The organism is bacterium, from assembly GCA_028821235.1.
Taxonomy (GTDB): domain Bacteria; phylum Actinomycetota; class Acidimicrobiia; order Spongiisociales; family Spongiisociaceae; genus Spongiisocius.
Genome location: JAPPGV010000081.1, coordinates 13,105 through 32,713, shown reverse-complemented (window position 1 = coordinate 32,713; position 19,609 = coordinate 13,105). Strand labels below are relative to the sequence as shown.

The 19,609-nt window shown below is 64.9% G+C and carries 15 protein-coding genes; 4 read left to right on the top strand and 11 right to left on the bottom strand.

The window, feature by feature from the left end; all coding sequences use genetic code 11:
- Nucleotides 1–8: 8 nt before the first annotated feature.
- From OXK16_09005 to OXK16_08975, 7 genes are all read right to left on the bottom strand, one after another.
- Nucleotides 9–5,111 carry a RecQ family ATP-dependent DNA helicase gene (locus OXK16_09005; GenBank protein ID MDE0376085.1) on the bottom strand — a complete coding sequence of 1,701 codons (5,103 nt, stop codon included), beginning with the start codon at nucleotides 5,109–5,111 and terminating at the stop codon, nucleotides 9–11.
- Nucleotides 5,112–5,237: 126 nt separating this feature from the next.
- Complete coding sequence (locus OXK16_09000) at nucleotides 5,238–6,242, bottom strand: amidohydrolase family protein (protein MDE0376084.1); 1,005 nt, start codon at nucleotides 6,240–6,242, stop codon at nucleotides 5,238–5,240.
- Nucleotides 6,239–7,030, bottom strand: coding sequence for a nucleoside phosphorylase (locus OXK16_08995; GenBank protein ID MDE0376083.1), 792 nt, complete (start codon nucleotides 7,028–7,030; stop codon nucleotides 6,239–6,241). Before OXK16_08995 ends, OXK16_09000 begins: the two co-directional genes overlap by 4 nt.
- The gene (locus OXK16_08990) at nucleotides 7,027–7,836 is read right to left on the bottom strand and encodes an ABC transporter ATP-binding protein (GenBank protein ID MDE0376082.1); all 810 of its coding nucleotides are present in this window, start codon (nucleotides 7,834–7,836) and stop codon (nucleotides 7,027–7,029) included. The genes OXK16_08995 and OXK16_08990 overlap by 4 nt, the downstream gene beginning before the upstream one ends.
- Entirely contained in the window at nucleotides 7,833–8,741 is a 909-nt protein-coding gene (locus tag OXK16_08985) for an ABC transporter ATP-binding protein (GenBank protein ID MDE0376081.1), read from the bottom strand. The genes OXK16_08990 and OXK16_08985 overlap by 4 nt, the downstream gene beginning before the upstream one ends.
- Nucleotides 8,738–9,529 carry an energy-coupling factor transporter transmembrane component T gene (locus OXK16_08980; protein MDE0376080.1) on the bottom strand — a complete coding sequence of 264 codons (792 nt, stop codon included), beginning with the start codon at nucleotides 9,527–9,529 and terminating at the stop codon, nucleotides 8,738–8,740. Before OXK16_08980 ends, OXK16_08985 begins: the two co-directional genes overlap by 4 nt.
- Nucleotides 9,530–9,652: 123 nt before the next feature.
- Nucleotides 9,653–10,255 carry an ECF transporter S component gene (locus OXK16_08975; protein ID MDE0376079.1) on the bottom strand — a complete coding sequence of 201 codons (603 nt, stop codon included), beginning with the start codon at nucleotides 10,253–10,255 and terminating at the stop codon, nucleotides 9,653–9,655.
- A 1,525-nt stretch (nucleotides 10,256–11,780) separates the two neighbouring features.
- Here OXK16_08975 and OXK16_08970 point away from each other — a divergent pair.
- From OXK16_08970 to OXK16_08960, 3 genes are all read left to right on the top strand, one after another.
- On the top strand, nucleotides 11,781–13,088 hold the full coding sequence (locus tag OXK16_08970) for an ABC transporter substrate-binding protein (GenBank protein ID MDE0376078.1): 1,308 nt from the start codon (nucleotides 11,781–11,783) through the stop codon (nucleotides 13,086–13,088).
- 301 nt (nucleotides 13,089–13,389) lie between these two features.
- Nucleotides 13,390–14,415, top strand: a complete 1,026-nt coding sequence (locus tag OXK16_08965; GenBank protein MDE0376077.1) for a hypothetical protein — start codon at nucleotides 13,390–13,392, stop codon at nucleotides 14,413–14,415.
- A gap of 451 nt (nucleotides 14,416–14,866) precedes the next feature.
- A complete protein-coding gene (locus tag OXK16_08960) occupies nucleotides 14,867–15,223 on the top strand; it encodes a hypothetical protein (GenBank protein MDE0376076.1) in 357 nt (118 codons plus the stop codon).
- A 13-nt stretch (nucleotides 15,224–15,236) separates the two neighbouring features.
- Here OXK16_08960 and OXK16_08955 read toward each other — a convergent pair whose 3' ends face one another.
- From OXK16_08955 to OXK16_08945, 3 genes are all read right to left on the bottom strand, one after another.
- Entirely contained in the window at nucleotides 15,237–16,064 is an 828-nt protein-coding gene (locus OXK16_08955; GenBank protein MDE0376075.1) for a cyclase family protein, read from the bottom strand.
- 77 nt (nucleotides 16,065–16,141) lie between these two features.
- Nucleotides 16,142–16,996: a hypothetical protein gene (locus tag OXK16_08950; GenBank protein MDE0376074.1), complete on the bottom strand. Its 855-nt coding sequence runs from the start codon at nucleotides 16,994–16,996 to the stop codon at nucleotides 16,142–16,144.
- A 4-nt stretch (nucleotides 16,997–17,000) separates the two neighbouring features.
- The gene (locus tag OXK16_08945) at nucleotides 17,001–17,834 is read right to left on the bottom strand and encodes a cupin domain-containing protein (protein ID MDE0376073.1); all 834 of its coding nucleotides are present in this window, start codon (nucleotides 17,832–17,834) and stop codon (nucleotides 17,001–17,003) included.
- Between the two features lie 120 nt (nucleotides 17,835–17,954).
- On the opposite strand from OXK16_08945, the gene OXK16_08940 reads away from it, so the two are divergent.
- Entirely contained in the window at nucleotides 17,955–18,485 is a 531-nt protein-coding gene (locus OXK16_08940; GenBank protein ID MDE0376072.1) for a carboxymuconolactone decarboxylase family protein, read from the top strand.
- A 103-nt stretch (nucleotides 18,486–18,588) separates the two neighbouring features.
- Here the strand turns inward: OXK16_08940 and OXK16_08935 are convergent, their stop codons facing one another.
- Entirely contained in the window at nucleotides 18,589–19,464 is an 876-nt protein-coding gene (locus OXK16_08935) for a GIY-YIG nuclease family protein (GenBank protein MDE0376071.1), read from the bottom strand.
- Nucleotides 19,465–19,609 lie beyond the last annotated feature (145 nt).

Sequence of the window (19,609 nt, the reverse complement as noted above, 5' to 3'; positions counted from 1 at the left end):
CCGGCGCGTTACCTGGCGTAGCGCCCTCGTACCACCTGGCGACCCCGGTCGGTCAGCCGCAACGTCTCGTAGTTACGATCCCGCGGCTTGGCCGTTTCCAGTATGCCCTCGTCGATCAGTTCATCGATCCGGTCTTGTATCTGCTGGGTGGTCAGCATCGCTAGTTGCGCGAAACAGCTGTTCAGTGTCAGGTTTCGATGGAGCGGGTGCGGTCCTCCGCCGTCACCCCGCAGCGTCCGGACGAGGTTGGTCCGGGACCACTGCCCTCGCGAGACGCTGTCGACCAGGATCAGGATGCTGAGGGTGGCGGTTTCCTGGACGGCCTCCTGTACCTGATCGGTATGTATCTCGATCCTCTCCCACGGGCGGGGGAGGCTGGGCGTGCAAGCGTCGCATCCGCCGCAGGTGTCGAAGCCCGGCTCGCGCTCGCCCAGGTAGGCCAGCATCTCGCGCCGCCGGCAATCGGGAGCACCGCGGGCCAGTTCTCGGGCTCTGATCGCCCGCTGTTCCACCGACTCGCGCTGGCTGACCAACAGCTCGCGGAGGCGGGGCCGGTCGGGTTCCACGCCGTCCGGGCGATCGAAGACCCATCCGAACCTCCAACCCGTGAAGTCACAGACATCCGCCTTCTGCAGCTCCAGGAGCACCGTTTCGATCTCCCGGGGCGTCATGCCGAGGCGGTCCTGCCACGACTGCCACTGGTACTCGCCTCCCACCCGCTCGGCGATCCGCAGCACCTTTCCGGCCCTTCCGGCCCGTTCCGGAATACGGCGTCGGTACTCGTCGAATCGCGGCCACGTGTCCTCGACAAGGGTCACCCGGCCCCGGAGCACGAAGTCCCGGTGCCTCCGGACGGCGCCGATCCCGTCGAGATAGTGCAGGGCCAGCGCCTTGGTCTGATCCCTCTCCCCGTCCCGGCCATCCGGCCGCTCGGTCGGCGGTGCCGGATCGATGAAGTTCAGACCGGGGCGCAGGCCCTGGAACACCTCGTAGACGGTGTCGAGTTCCGGGACGGACGAACGGATGAAATACTCATGGATACGGCAGTCCCGGGGGGTGACCAGAAGCACGGCCGTGCCGGTCTCCGGTCCGGTGCCGTCACGGGCGCCTCGGGCCACCCGGCCGGTCTCCTGTACGTACTCCTCGATGGAGGCCGGCATCTCGAGATGCACGATCAGGGCAATGTCCGGCTTGTCGATCCCCAGCCCGAAGGCCTTGGTGGCCACCACCACGTCGATCTCACCGTGGCGAAAGGCGTCCTCGGTGTGTTCCCGTTCGGTGTATTCCATCGCGCCGCTGTACGGGCGCACCCGGTGCCCGAAGATGCGCAGGAGGGCGGACAGCCGGGTGGCGTCCTTGGGGGTCGGGACGTAGACGATGGCGCTCTTCCGGCGGAACGCCTCGACCACCTCGGCGATGCGGAGATCGCGATCCCGCGTGTTCACGCATCGCTCCACGAAGTAGCGGATCTCGGGCCGGTTCGCGGAACCGGACAGACGGGCGGGGTCAGGGAGTTCCAGGAGGTTGGATATGTCGTCGAGGACCTTCGGTGTGGCGGTGGCGGTCACCGCCAGCACGGGCAGCCGTTCATTGCTGATAGCGGAGAGCGCGCGCGGGATAACGGCGTACTCGGGCCGGAAGGAGTGGCCCCACAGGGAGATGCAGTGGGCCTCGTCCACGGCGATCCTCCTGATGTCCACCTTCTCCAGCCAGGATCGGAACATCGGCGACCACAGCCGTTCCGGACTGACGTAGAGCAGCTTGACATAGCCGGCTGCCGCGGCGCGGAGGATGTCGCGCTGCTCGGCCTGGCCGATCCCGCCGTATATGGCAGCCGCCTCGGTAATCCCTCTCGCTCGCAGGTTGTCGACTTGGTCCCTCATGAGGGCGATCAGCGGGGAGACGATCAGCGTCACGCCAGGAGAGAGGAGAGCGGGTATCTGGTAGGTGACCGACTTGCCCGATCCGGTGGGAAGCACCGCCACCACGTCCTCACCCTCGATGAACCGGGTCATGATCTCGTGCTGTCCGGGCCGCCAGGCCTCGAAGCCCAGCCACTGGCGTGCAGCTTCCAAGCGATCCTCCACGGCCTCCCGGTCGAGTGGTGCACCGGCTGAGACCTCGAGAGCGCTCTGGGAGAGGGTGCGGACACCGGGAATGGTGTCGATTCGTTCTCGCCTCCGGTCATCGAGATTGATCCGAAGGTGGTCGGTGATCGCCCGGTAGGCCTGTTCGGGAGTGTTGATGTCTCTCCTCGTAGGAGGTCCGGAGAGGCTCCCGAGCAGCACATCCCGGTAGCTGACCGGGCGCCGGAGCCGGTTGTCGAGCACCACGGTGACCCCCTCGTCGTCAATGGTGCGGATCAGCCTCCCCACTCCTTGGGCGAACGCGATGGCGGCCCTCGGGACTATGTACCGGGCGAACGGGTCCTCGCCCTGCCGCTCGAGTAGGTCCGTCCGGGCGGCCACCACGGGATCGCCGATCGAGTCGAACGGGATCTTCTCGATGATCAGTAGGCGCAATGCCTCTCCGGGAACGTCCACCCCCTCCCAGAACGATCTCAGACCCAGCAACGAGGCGGACCGATCGGTTCTCATGCGCTCCACCAAGGCGGGGGAGGACTCGTCTCCCTGGGCGAGGAGTTCAAGTCCCAGGGGCGCCAGGTGGGTCCGGGCGTGGTCCCGGACGTAATGGAGCCGAGCCCGGGCTGTCATCAGGGCCATGGCGCCCCCGCCGCTGGCCACGCACAACCGCGGGATCTCGCGCGCCTCCGTCTCGGTGAAGCGGTCCATCAGGCTGCCCCTGGGAGCGGGCAGGTAGTCCGTGAGCAGCAGCAGATGCTGTTCGGGGAGCCTCTCGAAGGGGGAGTCGAGCACCTCGGTGCGGGCCGAGCCGATGCCGAGGCGCCTGATCAAGTAGTCGAAGCTGTTCCCGCTCCGCAGCGTTGCCGAGGTGAGCACGGTCGAGTGGCTGCGCTTCCAGAGATCCGACAGCATGCCGGCCACGGAGAGCGGGACTCTCCGGAGAGCCCACAGCCAACTGCCATCCTCGGGTTCGTCCTCTTCTCCGGTTTCCTCCGTCGCCGATGCCGGGCTGGCGAACGAGACCTCGGCGATGTTGATCCACTCCGTCGTGCCGGGATCCGTTTCATCATCGAAGAGGCGCAGGTCGGTCGAGGCCCACAGCACGGCGCCGACCAGCTTCTCCGCCTCGAGTAGCTCCCGGCCCAGCCGGGCGATCTCGTCCTCAAGCGCGTACCGCCGGTAGCGGCCGCGCAGCTCCTTCGGGACCACGAAGTCGTCGAGGCTGTCGACCAGCCTCCGGAGACCGTTGCGCATGGCCCGCTCCCGCTGGATGACCGTTCTGTAGGAAGGGTGGCGGGTGTCGACACCCCGACGGATCCGGTAGGAGGCGCCGTAGCGAGCGGCCTCCTCACGGGTGACGCCGGTCCGATCTCTCAGGTATTCGGTGAGAGGAAGCCCGAACGCCTCGACCGCGGCGCGGGCATGGTCGGCCGCTCGCCGTATCGCCGCGATCTTGCGGTCTCCGAGGCCGGCTCCGGTGGCGGACGCCAGCCTGGCCGCCAGCCCGCGGCGCTGCTCTCGGTCCCAGACGGCCACGCACAAGCGCTCGAGCTCTTCGCCGGTCACGATCCGGCTGGCGGCGGCAGTTACCGAGTCCTCCAGGTCGTGGGCCTCGTCGATGATGAGGTTGAAGCCATCCCCGAGACCCGGGTCGGAGGCGAGCAGGGCGTGGTTGAGGATCGCCACGTGGCAAAGCCGGAGCGCATCGCGGGCGCGGCGGCAGAAATCCAGCGCGTCGACAGGGTCGCGCACCGGGCCGGGCGGGTCGGCGACGCGCAGTTTCCAGCGGAGGAGTCGCAGCGACGCCAGCCGGCCCTTGATGGCCGCGGTGCGAAGGTCAGCCCAGTCCCCGCTCGGCGTCTGCGCCACCCAGCCGCAGATGATCGCCAATGCCAGGCCGGTCTCCTGGTGGATGGGAATCTGATCGGTCTCCTCCTCCAGGCCGGTCAACTCGGCGTCCAGAGCCTTGAGGCTGATGTAGTTCTCCCGACCCTTCATGATCACCTTGGAGAACGGCCCGATCTGGGTTTCGAGCTCCTCCAAGGTGGCCAGAATCTGGTCCTGCAGCACCCGCGAATGGGGGGTGATCACCGCCTTCAGGCCGGAGGCCCGAGCCATCTCGATGGCGGGGACCAGATAGGCGAGGGTCTTACCGGTTCCGGTTGGCGCCTCGATCATCGCTCGCGATCCCGAGCGCGAGACCGCCCTGGATACCATGCCGGCCATCACCGCCTGCTGGGGACGCGGCGTTCTTCCGGCGGTCATGAGGACGCCTCCCTCCAGGAACGCCGCCACGACCTTCTTGATGTCGAACTCGCGGGTGGGTTCGATGGGCACTAGCGGAGTTGGTCGGGGGACCGCTTCGTGGAGGGCAACGGTCTGTCCGGGTACGGTGACGAAGCCGGCCCAGGGATGCCCGACCAGACCGAGGACCCGGCGCTGCAACCGGCGGCCGGGCGTGGGCCGGCCGAGTTCCTCCAGAAGGCCCAGCACTATCCCGTGGGCCATGCGTGCATCCACCAGGGCATCGTGGTTGTCCCGGCCCGGGATCCGGTAGAGAGCCGCGAGGTCGTCCAATCCCCGTCCGGCCGGGGGATAGCTCCCGTCCGATCCCCGGATGCCCGCACCCGCCCGCGGGTGGACCAGATGGGCGAGGTCCAGGGAGTCGAGCCGGCGCCCGGACGGCGCCTTGAGGCCGGCTGCTTGTGCGGAGGCGTCGAGCACCACGAAGTCGTAGCCCAGCCCGTTGTGGGCGATCATCGGGCGGTCGCCCACCCAGGTGAAGAATTGCCGTAGGGCCTCCTCGGGCGCAGGAGCGCCGGCCAGGTCGGCGTATACGAGGCCGGTCAACCGGGTGATCCGCTCCGGCAACTTCCGATCCGGCCGCACCAGAGTTTCGAAGCTGTCTATCTCGCCCGCGGGCCCGGCGCGAACCGCACCTATCTGGATGATCTCGTGTTCTGCCGAATCCGGTCGATCGGCGTTAGTCTCCAGATCGAAGACCACGAACTCCGGCATTGAAGGCATAGCCCGGCGATGCTAACGGCAGCAGCCCACCGTTAACCGAGCTGCTGTTTGAGCCTCGAGCGGACCGCATCCGTCGTATACAGCTCTGAGTAGGTTTGGCGGGCGGTTAGAGCGTCGGTTCGATCCCTAGGTCAGGTCGAAGAGAGCCGACGCGTTGCCGGCGAAGATCGAGTCTCGGGTCGTCTCGTCTACCGTCTCCATGGCGTCCATCGTGGCTCCGGCATCCTCGATCGAGAAGGGATGGTCGGTGCCGAACATGACCCGGTCGCTCCCGACCATGGCAATCGAGGCTTGGAACGGGCCGGCGGCGTACGTGATGGCGTCGATGTATAGCCGGGCGATTGACTTGGACGGGAGTTCCGGAAGTCTGGTCCGGCCGATCTCGTCCGATCGCCAGGCGGCGTCGAGTCGCCCTACCAGGGCCGACAGCGTTCCACCACCATGGGAGACGATGATCTTGAGATCGGGGTGGTTGTAGAGGACGCCGCCGAAAACGAGCCGGCTCACCACCGCGGTGGTCTCCATCGGGAATCCCACCCCCACGGGTAGCACGTGTCCGTATCCTTCCAGGAGGTCGAGGGCGATGCCGTCCTGGGGGTGCAACAGCAAGGGGAGTTGCCGGGACTCGAGTGCCGCCCAGACCGGTTCCAGTTCCGGGTCGTCAAGCCGGAAGTGGGCGATCCTCGGGCCGGTCACGATCCCGCGCAGGCTGGGGTGGGCGTCTATGGCCTCGATCTCGTTCAACACGTCCGGGACGCCGGTGGCGGGAAGGGCGCCCAGGCCGACCAGCCGGCCCTCCGTCCTCTCCTCCAGCGTGCCCAACTCGTCGTTGACCACCCTCGTGAGCTCGACTCCGTGCTGTCCCTCGAAGGGCTCCATCCAGGGGTTGCCGAGCGAGATGACCGATCGTGAGATGGCGTTCTCGTCCATGAAGCCGACTTTGCCGGGGATCGTCCACCAGCCGTCCTCGATGGGGCGACCGATGCGCGGGTCGGCTTCCTCCTCCGGGAAGATCACGAAACGCCGGATCTCGCCGTCCCGGTAGACGCGCGGCATCTCGCGTCGCTTCTCCAGGCCGGCCAGGTAGGACGTGGGGTAGAAGTGGGTGTGGACATCGATTCGTGTGGTCATCGAGTGCTGCCTCCCGTGGCGTTCGATTCGTCGAGGACCAGGGCGTCGAGCGCGGCTGTCACCACCTTCTCGACCAAGCGTTCCGATTCTTCGGGGGTCAGCCGGGTGGACGCGTCCTGCGAGCTGGCCACCAGGCAGATGGATCCGGTCCTGACCCGGAGCATGGATCCGAGAACGAAGAGCGTGGACGTCTCCATCTCCGAAGCCAGGGCGCCTCCCGCCGTCCAGGCCGCCCGCTTGCCCCTCATCTCCTGGGCCACCGGGAGCCGGTCCGGGTCACGGTGGGAGTAGAAGGAGTCCTTCGAGTGGAGCACCCCCACCCGAACCGGAAGCCCGAGCGCCTCGGCCGCCGCCCGCAGGCAGTAGGTCAGATCGAGGTCGGCCACGGCCGGGAACTCGATCGGGAGGTAGGACGTTCCGGTTCCTTCCTCCCGGATCGCGGCCGTACCGACGATCACCTCACCCGGCCCCACGTCGGGACTCATCGACCCGCTGGTCCCGGTTCGTATGAGGGTCTTGGCGCCCACGCTGGTGAGTTCTTCGATCGCGATGGCCGCAGACGGGCAGCCGATACCGGTAGACGTGACGGACACCGGCATGCCCCCGTACGTCCCCGTATAGGTGGTGTACTCGCGATTGGTGGCGACGTGGCGGGCATCGTCGAGAAGGCCCGCGATCAACTCGGCTCGCTTGGGATCGCCCGGCAGGAGCACCCGTTCGGCGACGTCACCGGGCAGGCAACGGATGTGGTGCTGAGGCCTGTCGGTGCTCAGCGGATCATGCTTCATGGGGTCCGACCTCCTGCGCCTTCGAGATATTCTTCCAGCTCATCAACCCCGCGCGCCGGCGGGTCCAACCCGATGCCACCGGAGATCTGATGCATGGTGGAGGGTTCTACCCCCGCCAAGTGGAGGAGCGGGTCTCCGAGCACCGACATCGGACTGCCTTCCAGATGGATCTTGCCGTCGCGGAGCACGACGACCCGGTCGGCGCAGTCGAAGGCCAGATCAACGTCATGGGTGACCACGACGCAGCCGTGGCCGCGGCGGCGCGTGTCGGAGATGAGGTCGGTGAGGACACGGGTCCCGTCTGCGTCCTGCCCGCCGGTTGGTTCGTCGAGCACCAGGACGGGAGTCCCCATGGCCACCACTGACGCGATGGCAACCCGCTTTCGCCACGAGAGCGTCAGGTCGTAGGGATTGTGGTCCGCGACCGACTCGAGGTCGAGCAGGGCCATCGCTCGCTCGTGGCGCTCGGTGGCGTCGTCGTCTCCCGAGCCGTTCTCGGCGCCGAAGGACACCTCTTCGGAGACCCGGTCCCGGAACAGCTGCGCGTCAGGATTCTGGAACACCAGCCCCACGGTTCGCGAGAGTTGGGCGGGCCTCACCTCCCTCGTGTCGGTCCCGTCTACGGTGACCGTCCCCGAACCGGGCTTGAGCAGCCCGTTGAACAAGCGGAGCATCGTCGACTTGCCGGCCCCGTTATGGCCCAGGACGAACAGGGTCTCGCCCATGGACACGTCCAGGCTGATTCCCCGGATCGCCTCTGCTCCTCCCTTCGGGTACGTGTACCGGATTTCGCTCAGGTGGATCACGGAGTCGGCTCCCGCTCCCTACCAAGGTTCCGAAGGGAGCTGACCAGCTGGTCGGTGGTCAGCGGGGGAGTGTCGCCCAGGGCGATCCCGCGCCGGCGCAGGTCGGCCCAGACGGCGACGCAGCGGGGAACCAGGATCGTTCCCGCGAGGAGGCGAGGGTCGGCCAGCAGCGTTGCCGGATGGCCGTCGGCGGTCACCCGACCTTCATCCAGGATGACCAGCCGATCCGCCATCTCGAGCCAGTGGCCCAGGTCCTGCGCCACCAGGACGACTGTGGTGCCCGCATCCCGGAGCGTCCTGACCAACGAGACGACCTCCTCCCTACCGGTGGGATCGAGTTGGGAAGTCGGGTCGTCAAGAACCAGGATCGGCTTCCTCTGGGCCAGAGCACAGGCAATGGCCAGCCGCTGTGATTGGCCACCCGACAGGCGGCGGGGGTGCCGACCGGTCATCTCGGCCAGTCCCACGCTCTCCAGGGCCTCCAGTGCTCTTGCCGCGATCTCGTCCGGCGGGAGGCCCTCGTTCTCCAAGGCGTAGGCGACCTCGTCGAACGCCGTGCTCGTGGCGGCCGTGAGCTGATCGAACGGGTTGTCGAACACGACACCGACCGACTCGGTGAGCGCGTGTGGTGGAGCGCTCTCCACATCATGCCCCAGCACCCGTGCCGTACCCTCGAAACTTCCCCCGAGCGGTCGCGGGATGAACCCGGCCACCACCCGGGCCAGCGTCGACTTGCCACCTCCGGACGGCCCGGAGATCAGCGTGAGCTGATCAGCACGCAGTCCGAGAGTCAACCTCGTCAGTGTTGGCTCGGAGGCGGTGTCGTAGGTGAATGTGAACTCCTCGAAGGAGGCGAAGGTGGAGGCGGTCAGGCTCGCGGATTCCGGTAGGCCGGCGCCGCTCACCAGATGACCGCCAGGACGAGCAGAGGGATCGAGGCCAGGAGCAGGCTCCTCTGGAGCAGCCTTCCCCTCTCCCGGACCGCGACTGCGGCGGTCCGCCGGCCGGGCAGGGAGAACCCGCGGGACTCCAGGGCGAGCGTCCTCATCTCGACCCCGATCAGCGAACTCACCAGCAGCGGTTTGAGCAATGCGAACAGAGTCCTGAGGCGCCTTGGCAGGCTCCCCTTCGTGTCGAAGCCGCGGGACTGCTGAGCCTCGAGAATCTGTGTGGCCCGGAGCCTCATCTCCGGGATCAACTCAGCTCCCGCCAGGTAGGCGTAGGCCAGCTTGTGCGACACGCCCCGCTGGATGAGAGCGGTGGCGAAGATCTTGGGGTGGACGGTCGTCATCGCGGCGGTCACCGCGATGACGAACACTGCTATCCGCGCCGCGGTCGTCCCGGCAAGGGCCAAGCCGCCGGCGTTGACCGAGATGGGGCCCCAAGCCACCAGAGGCTCCGCGTCGTACGGGCGGACTATCCCATGGATCACGACCAGGGCGAATGTCATAGGTGCCATCAGCCGGAGGGACTTGAGGGCGATGATGCCGAGGCGGGACACGACCAGGGTCAGCACCGCCGCTGCCAGGAGGATGGCCGGTACCAGTACGGTGTCACCGGCAAATCCTGCCACCGATAGTGGAAGCACCGCGGCCAGCTTGGTCAGGGGATGGGCCCGGTGAAGCCAGGTGTTCCCGATCTCGTATAGCTCGGCGACCCGAGCCGGGGACCAGGTGGCCGTGTCGGTTTCCACTACACCAGTATGGCCGTGTTGGTCTGTCTGCGGAACAACTCGGCGTGCTCTGCTAGCCATCGGCGCCCCTCATGGCGTTCCGCCCCGAGGGACGCCGATGTTCACAGGCAGACCACTAGCGGGTCAGAACGGTATGACCTCTCGGCCGAACGGAGGCCGGTAACGCTGCGGGACGCCCTTGATCAGAGCGAATGCCAGGAGCACTGTCAGCACCTTGTCGCCCGGTGTCGTGAGCAACTGCTGACCGAGCACCGACTCGACCATGTTCCTCCCGGAAGCCGCGAAGAAGCCGGTAACGGCATCGACGCCGGATCCTGAAACGCCTTCGAACACGAGAACCACGAGGGGCATGGCGGTGATGATGGTGATCGCGGTCAGGCAGAGCATCATCACGATGATCTTGCCCGTAGAGCGAAGGAAGCCGTGTGCCGCCATGACGCCGGCCACGATTCCGATGGCCGCGTTCACGATCCCGAAGGGGATCGACGTCGCCTCGAGCGTGAGTCCGATCACCAGGTTCGTGAGCACTCCGGCGACCGCCGCTACCCACGGCCCCGCCAGGAAGGCCGCCATGGTGGTGCCGATGGTGTCGAGGAACAGGGGCAGGTTCAAGGTCTGGGTGAAGAACCTCCCGATGAGGTTGATCCCGATAGCCACCGGGATGAGTACCCATGCCGTTGTCGTGAAAGCTGTCTTGAATCGGAGACCGTCTTTGATCGCGCTCATGCTCTATCGCCTCCCGTCTAGCGCTTCCCGTGGAAGCTTATTTGAAGGAGGCACCCGCCGTCGGAGAAACCGGGGGTTTTATACATTCTTCACGTCCATTCACCTGGCCCTCAGCGACCACGACATGTGATGGGGCTGGTGCGACGGCGCCTGGAACCGGACCAAGACCAGGCGGACGCTGTGGACCTGTTGGGTGTGGTCACGGGACAAGACGTGGAAGCCGACCCGGACCGGCCAGGCCGCCGGCGGATAACACAGCAGGTAGCCCGGGACCGCACCCTATCGACAGTAGACCACCCCGGCGACAACCCGACCCAATACCACCCAAGACACCCAACCCACCAAGCCGCCAAAACCCCGCATTGGCCCAGCACACTATTCGGCGCCGTAGGAGTGTCCGTGATACTCTGGTCCCTGACCCGGCATCGATAGGGGGAGGGCGAATTGAGTCGCGTGGCATCCAGGTCTACGGTAGTTATTGCTATTATGGTTGTACTAGCCATTGTTAATGGGGCAGGCCAACCCGGTCGGCGCCCATACGACTCTGCCGGCACATGTTAACTTTTCGGTAGTCGACGGAGATGAACCCGGGGAGGCTCTCATAACATGGGACGCAGTGCCGGGGGCCACCGGCTACAGCGTTCGCTGGATGAATGTGAACGCCGCGACGCTCCTCCAGCGCCTCGGAGGACCATGGCAGGATTATATTGAGTCCATCGACATCGCCGAACGCGGCGAGGATGATTACACGCTAACGCTTAAGAACCTTGCGCCTGGAACCGTCTATGCGTTTGGCGTCGGCAGCAAGTTTGGCCAATCGACTAGTCCTAGTTGGTCTGGTTGGGCTACGTTGAAGTTGGCGGGTTCCGATGGCACCATGGATGTGTACGACATCGTCCAATTGCAGTCCGCTGCATTGTCTATAGCGAACCATGCCCACTCGTTGAGTAGTGTAGGGACTGTACCGACTAATGCCGGTATGACACGGGAATCACTCACTCAAGACGGGACGCTCATCTTCCGACACAAGGCCGCTATAACTCAACAACTGGGGATCCTCAACAAGAAGAGTAATAGTGACCGAGTTGATCACATCAAGTCCCTGGCCAATAGGCTCATCACCAATGTCGAGTCTATTCAAGGTGGAAGGGGCCAGTTGTTACTCAGATTGCAGGCGGAGCAAAAGAGCCGAGCCGAGTTGACTCGTGCTAACTCTATTGCCCTATTCCCAGCTGTCACCGCCAGTACGGACAGACAATTCTATGGCCTAGTGACCAACCTTCCTGAGGATAGACATACCGGTTCAACGGTACTCACTAGGCAGAATCTGCTGGATTACAGCGCCACCGATAGCCTGGCGAACAACACGGTCTTGGGGCATACGCTTCTGCTGGTGGCAAGCCTTATGCAAGATCCCACACACGTAGCACGGCTTCAGGAGTCATTTGACTCGGTAGCCCACAGAATTGATCTTGACATCAACCACCTTCGAGCGTCTTCTTTCGCTGGACTGAACAATGTCGTCTTGAATCTGGCCGAGAACCTGCGTGATGCCGGAACCGAAGGGGATGACTATTTCGAACGGCTGGAGGAGCGTCTTGAGCTGGTGGAGCAGGAACGTGCTCTGATAGAGGACAGCGAGAACGTTCTGAGGCAGCTCTTGACTCAGGTTGACGCGTTGGGTAAGGAAGCCCAGGGTTTGCGTGTGCCACCCATCCCAACGGCTCCAACGGTGAGCCCGGATGATCCCGGCATCTCCGACAGCGAGATACTGTTCGGTCAGTCAGCGGCCCTCACCGGACCTTCCGCAGCGTTGGGCTTGGGTATGCAGCTGGGCATCCAGGCGGCGTTCAAAGAGGCGAACGACGCAGGAGGAGTGCACGGACGCCAGCTGAGGCTTGTGACCAGAGATGACCGATACGAGAGCGATGCTGCGTTCGGGCAAACCCTTCGTCTGATCGAGAACGATCAGGTCTTCGGGTTGATCGGAGCGGTGGGAACACCAACCTCTCGGGCAGCCTCCCCGCTGGCACGCGCATCGGGCGTGCCGTTCGTAGCACCCTTCACCGGTGCGCAGCTGCTGCGCGTCGGCGAGCTGAGCAATGTTCTCAACATCCGTGCCTCATACCACCAGGAAACTCAGAAGATGGCGGAGCTACTGGCCGCTGCCGGGAAGACGAGGGTGGCGGTGCTCTACCAGAACGACTCTGATGGTGTTGACGGTCTGACAGGGGTAGAGCAGGCGGTGGAGGCTCATGGCCTGGAGTTGGTGGCTTCCTGGTACTACCGGCGGAACACGGAGGCTGTCACGTCCGCGGCGTTCCGGATCGCCGACAAGCAGCCGGACGCGGTCATCATCATCGGCGCTTACCGCCCGGCGGCGCGGCTCATCGAGAAGCTGCGCGAGGACCTGGGACCCGAAACGATCTTCATGGCCGTGTCGTTCGTCGGCAGTGAAGCTCTCGCGACCGAACTGGGTGCTGCCGGCGAGGGGATCTACGTGACGCAGGTGGTGCCGTTGCCCGGCGGGGACGACGTCTCGGTCCTGGCCGAGTACCGCGCCGCACTGTCCGGCGTCGATCCGGATGCCGACCCGGGATTCGTCTCCCTCGAGGGCTATCTAGCCGGACGGCTCGCCATCGAACGTCTGAGGGCTTGCGGCGCCGACCTCAGCCGGGCGTGCTTCCTGGATGTCACAGGTGCGTCCGGGTCCATAGACATAGGCGGAGTCTCGCTCCAATTCGGACCAGGTGACAACCAGGGTTCTGATGCGGTCTACCTGACCGTGATCAACTCGGAGGGCGAGTACGAGTTGGTTGACAGCATCCGCTGACAAGATCCCGGACCGCGGGGCGTCCCGGAGCGTTCTAACGACGGGACGCCCCCTGCGGGCCTCGCTACCTGCAGAGGTGCGGGGTTAGCGGCTCACTACGGCGCGGGGGAAGAGCGGCATCGCACAGCCGGAGGCGTCCTCCCCTCGGCAATCGACGAGGTTCCCGGTTCCGTCCGAGTAACTTCCAAACGGAGATGACCCTGCTCTTTATTCCAACGCCGCATTGCCGGTATCCGCATCGACGGGAGGCTCCTCTATGACGTCGGGTGGGCTAGCCGCCGGTGGACCGCAGCGAACGGTCATGACGGTGACGGGCCCGGTCGCCACCGACGATCTCGGGACAGTGCTCGTTCACGAGCACATCTTCCTCGACATGCGGCAGTCGTATACGGAGCACCATCCCGACGCCCGGCACGGCCCACCGGAGATTCACATGCTCGGTGAATGGCGCCGGGACTACTCGAAGTTCCCGGACTTCATGGTCCTGGACGACGTGGAGCTGGCCATCTCCGAGATCTCGGCATTCGCCGAGTACGGCGGTAAGACCGTTGTGGATGCAACTCCGATCGGCGCCCGCCCACCGTCCCGTTTGCTGTACCCGGAGGGGCTCAGGACGGTTTCGGTGGAGGCCGGCGTCAACGTGGTCGCCGGGTGCGGGTTCTACATCCAAGCCTCCCATCCGGAGCACGTGAGAACGTCGAGCTCAGGGTTCCTCGCCGAGACGATCCTCTCCGAGATAGACGAAGGCATCGACGGAACCGGTATCCGGCCCGGTGTTATCGGCGAGATCGGGCTCAGCCAGCCGGTTCAGGAAGACGAGTGGAAGGTCCTCGAGGCGGCATGCGAGGCTCAGAGGCAGACGGGCCTCCCGCTCTACATCCATCCCTATTTCGGGGCGAGGGCCAGGATCGCTCCCGATGCTGCCGAGTTCGTGCTGCGGAAGGGAGTCGATCCGCAGAGGATCAACATGTGCCACATGGACGGCTACATGAACCTCGACTACCAGAGAAGCGTGGCGGACCTGGGCGTGTTCATCTCGTTCGACAACTTCGGACTGGAGAACTACTACGACTCCATCGACTTCAGCTACAACAGCCACGACTCCCAGCGCCACGAAGGCCTGCTCAAGCTGCTGGACCTCGGTTACCGCGACCAGATCCTCGTGTCCCAGGACACCTGCTACAAGACCCAACTCACCCGGTACGGGGGCTACGGATACGCACACATCCTGCGCAACATCGTGCCCGCGCTAGCCCACGCCGGAGTGGACGACACCACGCTGGAGCGCATCCTGGTCGAGAACCCGCGGCGGCTGCTCGGCCTGTAGGAGGGTGGAGAAACCGGGGATGGGCCTCGATTTGTTGTGCCCGCGACACGTTGACCAGGGGTTTGCGGCTGCTGTGAGGTCCACGGGGCGTTTTCAGCACCCCTCCTAGCCCCGGCAGGTTGGTGTCCGATGGCATCGACACCGTCCCGTCGGATGGCAGCATCGCCCTCCGGGCCGCGGAGTTGGAGAGCGAGGGTTCTCGTAGCGCTCCGGCTGATCGTGTCATCGCGGCGAAGGCGGTTGTCAACGGCTATCGTTTTTGCCACATCGGGCCGGTTGATAACGGCGTGGGCCGAGCGATTCGGCGCGGTTGCCATACTCGACCCGAGTCGATAGGTGGGCCGATGCGCCACAGGCAAGCCTGAATACCGTTTGCAGGGGTCTTCCCGGCCAATCCTCTGGCGGGCGTCAGAACAGGAAGTGGGTACGTATGAAAGGATTCCGCATAGCGATGACCATCCTGGCCTCGCTGCATCTCGCTTGGTCGGTCCTGATCGCACTGGTGGCTAACTTCGCCGATGGGGGGTCCGTACCGGAGCGCCTCCTCCTGGGCGCGGTACACCCGCTGGCGGCCGTCCTGCTCCTCTACGTGGTGGTGTCCTCCGAGCGGCTCAGCCCGCTCATACGGCGCATAACCCTGGCGATGCTGTTGGTGAGCATCGCGGGTGACATCGTGGTGGCCGTCCTGATAAGCCAGGGGACGTTGCGGGGAGACTGGCCGCTCCCGCTCACGTTCGCGGTGGTTCCGGCGATCGGCCTCGTCTACATCGTCCGGCGGCGCTATGTCCGCCCCGCCGGCGCGAAGTAGAGCGAGATCCCACTCAGACGGTCTGGTACATCTCCTCAACTGACAGGTCGCCTACGTCGAAGAAGGCGATGATGCGGCACGGGCATGACTCGCCACCCTCGAACTTCCACGGGAAGGCGCCGATGATGCATCGCTGGTTGAGCACCTTCTCGATGTCGCCGCCCACGTTCTCGGCGTGGATACAGCCCTTGGGGAAGGCGAGATAGTGGAGGGGGAACAGGTCCTCGGTGATCTCCCGCCCGCTCCGGTGGTGCGTGTAGGTGTACTCGCCGAAGTAGTCCCTCACCGGCATGCCCACCTTCTGCTCGAAGCGCCTGGTCAGGTCGGGTCGCATGTGGCGGATGGTGGTGTTCATGGGGTGATCTCCCGAGCCGGCGTCGATTCCCCACCACGCCAGCTCCCTCTCCAGCATCCATTCGGCCAGATCCCTGGTCCCGCCGGGATGCATGCAGAAATAGCGGGTCAGGTCCTGCTCGGGCTTCCCCTCGTAGTAGCGGTGGTAGCCGGTGTGGATGATCAGGATGTCGCCCTTCTTGACCTCCACCTTGGAGGTGATCATCTCGGGGGTGATGATGCTCCAGTCGCTCACCTCGTCGGAGACGTCGACGATGACCCCTTCGTGGATGAGCTTGGTGAGCGGGAGGGAGGCCATGTCGCCGCCCCCGTCGGCCATGTGCATCGGACCGTCGAGGTGGGTGCCCACATGCAGCGAAGACTCGATCCTCTGTGACACCACCCGGTTGGTCTGCAGGGTCTGGGTGTAATAGATCTTGGATCCGGGATACCCGACCCAACCCGGAGTGTGAATGTTTATCGGGTGGGAGAGATCGACGAGCTTCATTTCGGTTTACCTCCGATATCGGTTGCTGACGGATGGTAGGGAGCAGGAATACGGGCCCTGTACAAGACCTAGTTCGCCTAGTACCTCAGACCGTTCTCCCAGATCCCGTAGAGATCGGTGCGGCGGTCAGCGCGGGGAGCGATCAACTCGCCCCGCACCTGCGCTCGCTTGGCTGCGCCCAGGTCGACCTCGGTGACGCTGATGGCGTCCTCCGAGCCGGGTAACGGCCCGGACGCCAGCTTGCCGTAGGGATCGACCAGGATCGACGAGCCGAGAAAGTCGAACTCCCCGTGACGGCCGGCCTGGGAGGCGCAGGCAATGTACACCTGGGAGAGGTTGGCCTGGAGGACCGCCCCCTTGCCCTGGGGACACATCCCGTCCTGGTCCCAGCGTTCCTTGTCGTAGCCGGGTAACCAGGCGGTCGGGACGCAGATCAGATCGGCTCCCTTCAGGGCCATCAGCCGCACCACCTCGACGAACCGTAGGTCGTAGCAGACGCACAACCCGATCGTTCCGAACCGGGTGTGGGCCACCGGGAAGCCGAGGTCGCCGTCGTGGAACGCGATCTTCTCGTTGGCGAACAGGTGGGTCTTGCGGTAGTGGAGGATCGTTCCGTCCGGGCCGACCGCCACCGCCGTGTTGTAGATCGATTCGCCGTCCCGCTCGCAGAACCCGCCCACCACGTATCCGTTTGCTTCGGCCGCCAGGGCGGTCCATTGCTTGACGGTCGGCCCGTCCACCGGTTCGGCGGTCTCGGCCAGCGCCCGCCAGTCGAACGCGTATCCGTGGATGATCATCTCGGGCAGCACCACGATGTCCGCCCCCGCATTGAAGGCGCGCTCCGTCCATCGGACGGTGAGATCGCGGTTCTCCTCGACTGCCAGGGGTTCGCCCCCGATCTGTACCAGACCTATCGAGACCTTGTTGACCATTGTGCTACTCCCGTCCCAGTGGACCGTCCGGCATGAGCCCGGCTACTCGCAGCATGTTCCAGTCGGCCGGACACGGACCTCCCACGCTCTCGACGTGATCGTCCCGGTCTCCCGATACGGCGTGCCAGATCCCGACCGGCACATGAACCACGTCCCCGGCCTCGAACTCCAGCCGGAGGTCGTTGGTCAGGTCCTCGATGCTGCCCTTGCCGTCGAGGATATAGATCGTGTCCTCGGACTCGGCATGTACATGCTCCTTGTTCCGCTCCCCGGCCTGCATGTCCACGTAGTTCATGTTGGCCGTGTATGCGCCGACTCCGGCCCACACGATCAGGCGGGCATCCCTGGCGATCATCGGGACGATGGCGGTCGGCTGGTCGCGATGGAAGACGCGGACACCCCGAGCCGCGAGGCGGCCACCGCCGGCAGGCGGCGGTGGGGTGGAGCCCCGCTCGTACTCGAGATGGGCATAGAGCCGTTCGTCGGCCGGGCAGGGACCCCCGATCAGTTCGGCGCCGTCCGGGCCCGCCTCGAACGCGTACTTCGTGTCGGCTCCGATGTGTGCCATCGCTCCGGTCGGGACGTCGAGGCGCCGGTCGAAGGAGTTGTCCGCCGCCGCCACGCTTCCCGACATGGTGTAGTAGACGGATTCCATCGGGTGCTCGAGTTGGACGGTTCGCCCGCCCGGCTCCAGTGAGATGTGGTGTATGGATCGCAGATGGGCGTCCAGGCCCGGCCAGACCACCACCCAAGCCCGGCCTCCGTGCTCGACGATGGGAAGTTCAGGAGCATCCTCCTCATCCCGGAGGATGCGGACGCGGTCGGTTTCAGCGACCATCTTGGGGGTTCGGTCCGTTCATCGGCGGCGAGTCTACCCGCCGGTTGCCCTCCGTGAGGCTGCCGGCCAAGAGGCGCTACGGTCGGTCCGGCAATCGCTTGACCGAGGCGCGGAGGGAAGATGGCGCGCATAGAGCTGATCGACCGCAAGGACGGCCTCGATCCGGACCAGGCTCGGCTGTTCGACTGGATCGTGGGGAGCAGGGGCGAGCTGGTGAGGCCCTTCCAGGTGCTGCTGCATGCCCCCGAACAGGCGGAGCACATCGCCCGGCTCGGCCATGTGGTCCGCTTCGAATCGGGCCTGGACGGCGCCGACCGGGAGCTGGCCATCCTGGCCACCGGTCGGGCTCACGGCTGCGACTACGTCTGGGACACTCACCTGGAGTTGGCGCGCCGCGAAGGGACCAGTTCCGAGGCGATCGCCCACCTCGACGGTGACGCGGGGGACCTGGCGCCGAGAGAGGCCGCCATCCTGGACATGGTCGGCGAGCTTTGCTCGGCATCATCCGTGTCCGCATCGACCTTCACCCGGATCGAATCCCACCTAGGCACCGATGGCGTGGTCGAGCTCAGCGTCCTGGTCGGCTACTACACCATGCTGGGCTACGCCATGGCATCGTTCGACGCATGCCGTACCCCGGGTGAGGAATAGGCGCCCCGGTACCCGAAGTGGATCTTTGCTAGGCGTTCTTGTCAGGCTGCTCGGTTCACTTTGCTGAAGTGATTCTCACGATGCTGTGAGCATGCGCGAAGGCTCAGCCGCTCAGCTCCTCGGCGCTTTCCTCTTGGAGATCCTTCAGCGTTCGTCCCTCCTTATCCTTCCACTCCGACGGGCCGCTGGCCGATCTTCCGAGCAGGACGCCCGCCGCGCTGGACGGTGAGCTAAATGTGTAGTCCTGTGTAATCGTATAGTAGTTGTCGCTGTCTTCGGTGGTGCTCAGTACGCCACGTTCGATCAGCGCGGTCCGTTCAACCGACAGAAACTTGTGAATAGACCGGACTTCTTTCTTGACTGCCTGAGAACCAGACCTGACCACAAAGCCACTTGAGTCCACGTAGCCTTGGGCCTTTATGCCCTTGGCATGCAGGAACAGAGGGTGGATGGTTTGAGCTTGTGTACCTGGCTTCTGAAGAAACCTGACCCCGACCACCGGTAGGCAGAGCAGCAAATCGTCCAAGAACAGGTCGGAATCCGCTCTGTCTACGTCCGATAGCACCGGTAGTTGGGGCACGTTTCCATTGTCTAATTCGCAGCGCTTCTCCTCGTCAGCGCGACGCAGCAGACGAGCTTCGAGATACTGGATATGTGCCTTGTTGAGGTTTGCATCCTTGCTGGCGAAGACCGCAGCGTTGGTCCAGAATTCTTTCTTCTTGGCATGTGTCGACAGCCTGGCGCCCGTCTCCGCTCCTTCGCCGATGTAGACGAGGGGCATCTCTGGAGACTTACCGGGTCCCCAGATGATGTAAACACCCGGCCTGGCGAGTTCGGCCCGGTCAAGTGCCTCTTGCATGACTGACCTTGGGAAGACTACGCCGACCCCGGTCCAGTTCGACTTCTCAACAACGCGGAGACCCGCTGGATCGCCAGAGGGGATGAATATCCTCACCGAAAACCCCCTCGTTCTATCCATCGGACTCCTTCCTGTCAGCACTCCGTACGAACTGGCGCGAAAGCCAAACGGAGGAGTTGATGCTAATCGAGGCCCCTCATCGGCCGCGAGGCCTACACCCATCTTCACGATCCGATTCGTTATGTACTCTGGAAGTGCCGTCCTC

What these genes read in the sequence shown, in the direction of transcription:
- OXK16_09005 (MDE0376085.1), bottom strand. Translation starts at nt 5,111, where the DNA reads ATGCCTTCAATGCCGGAGTTCGTGGTCTTCGATCTGGAGACTAACGCC.
- OXK16_09000 (MDE0376084.1), bottom strand. Translation starts at nt 6,242, where the DNA reads ATGACCACACGAATCGATGTCCACACCCACTTCTACCCCACGTCCTAC.
- OXK16_08995 (MDE0376083.1), bottom strand. Translation starts at nt 7,030, where the DNA reads ATGAAGCATGATCCGCTGAGCACCGACAGGCCTCAGCACCACATCCGT.
- OXK16_08975 (MDE0376079.1), bottom strand. Translation starts at nt 10,255, where the DNA reads ATGAGCGCGATCAAAGACGGTCTCCGATTCAAGACAGCTTTCACGACA.
- OXK16_08965 (MDE0376077.1), top strand. Translation starts at nt 13,390, where the DNA reads ATGACGGTGACGGGCCCGGTCGCCACCGACGATCTCGGGACAGTGCTC.
- OXK16_08960 (MDE0376076.1), top strand. Translation starts at nt 14,867, where the DNA reads ATGACCATCCTGGCCTCGCTGCATCTCGCTTGGTCGGTCCTGATCGCA.
- OXK16_08955 (MDE0376075.1), bottom strand. Translation starts at nt 16,064, where the DNA reads ATGAAGCTCGTCGATCTCTCCCACCCGATAAACATTCACACTCCGGGT.
- OXK16_08950 (MDE0376074.1), bottom strand. Translation starts at nt 16,996, where the DNA reads ATGGTCAACAAGGTCTCGATAGGTCTGGTACAGATCGGGGGCGAACCC.
- OXK16_08945 (MDE0376073.1), bottom strand. Translation starts at nt 17,834, where the DNA reads ATGGTCGCTGAAACCGACCGCGTCCGCATCCTCCGGGATGAGGAGGAT.
- OXK16_08940 (MDE0376072.1), top strand. Translation starts at nt 17,955, where the DNA reads ATGGCGCGCATAGAGCTGATCGACCGCAAGGACGGCCTCGATCCGGAC.
- OXK16_08935 (MDE0376071.1), bottom strand. Translation starts at nt 19,464, where the DNA reads ATGGATAGAACGAGGGGGTTTTCGGTGAGGATATTCATCCCCTCTGGC.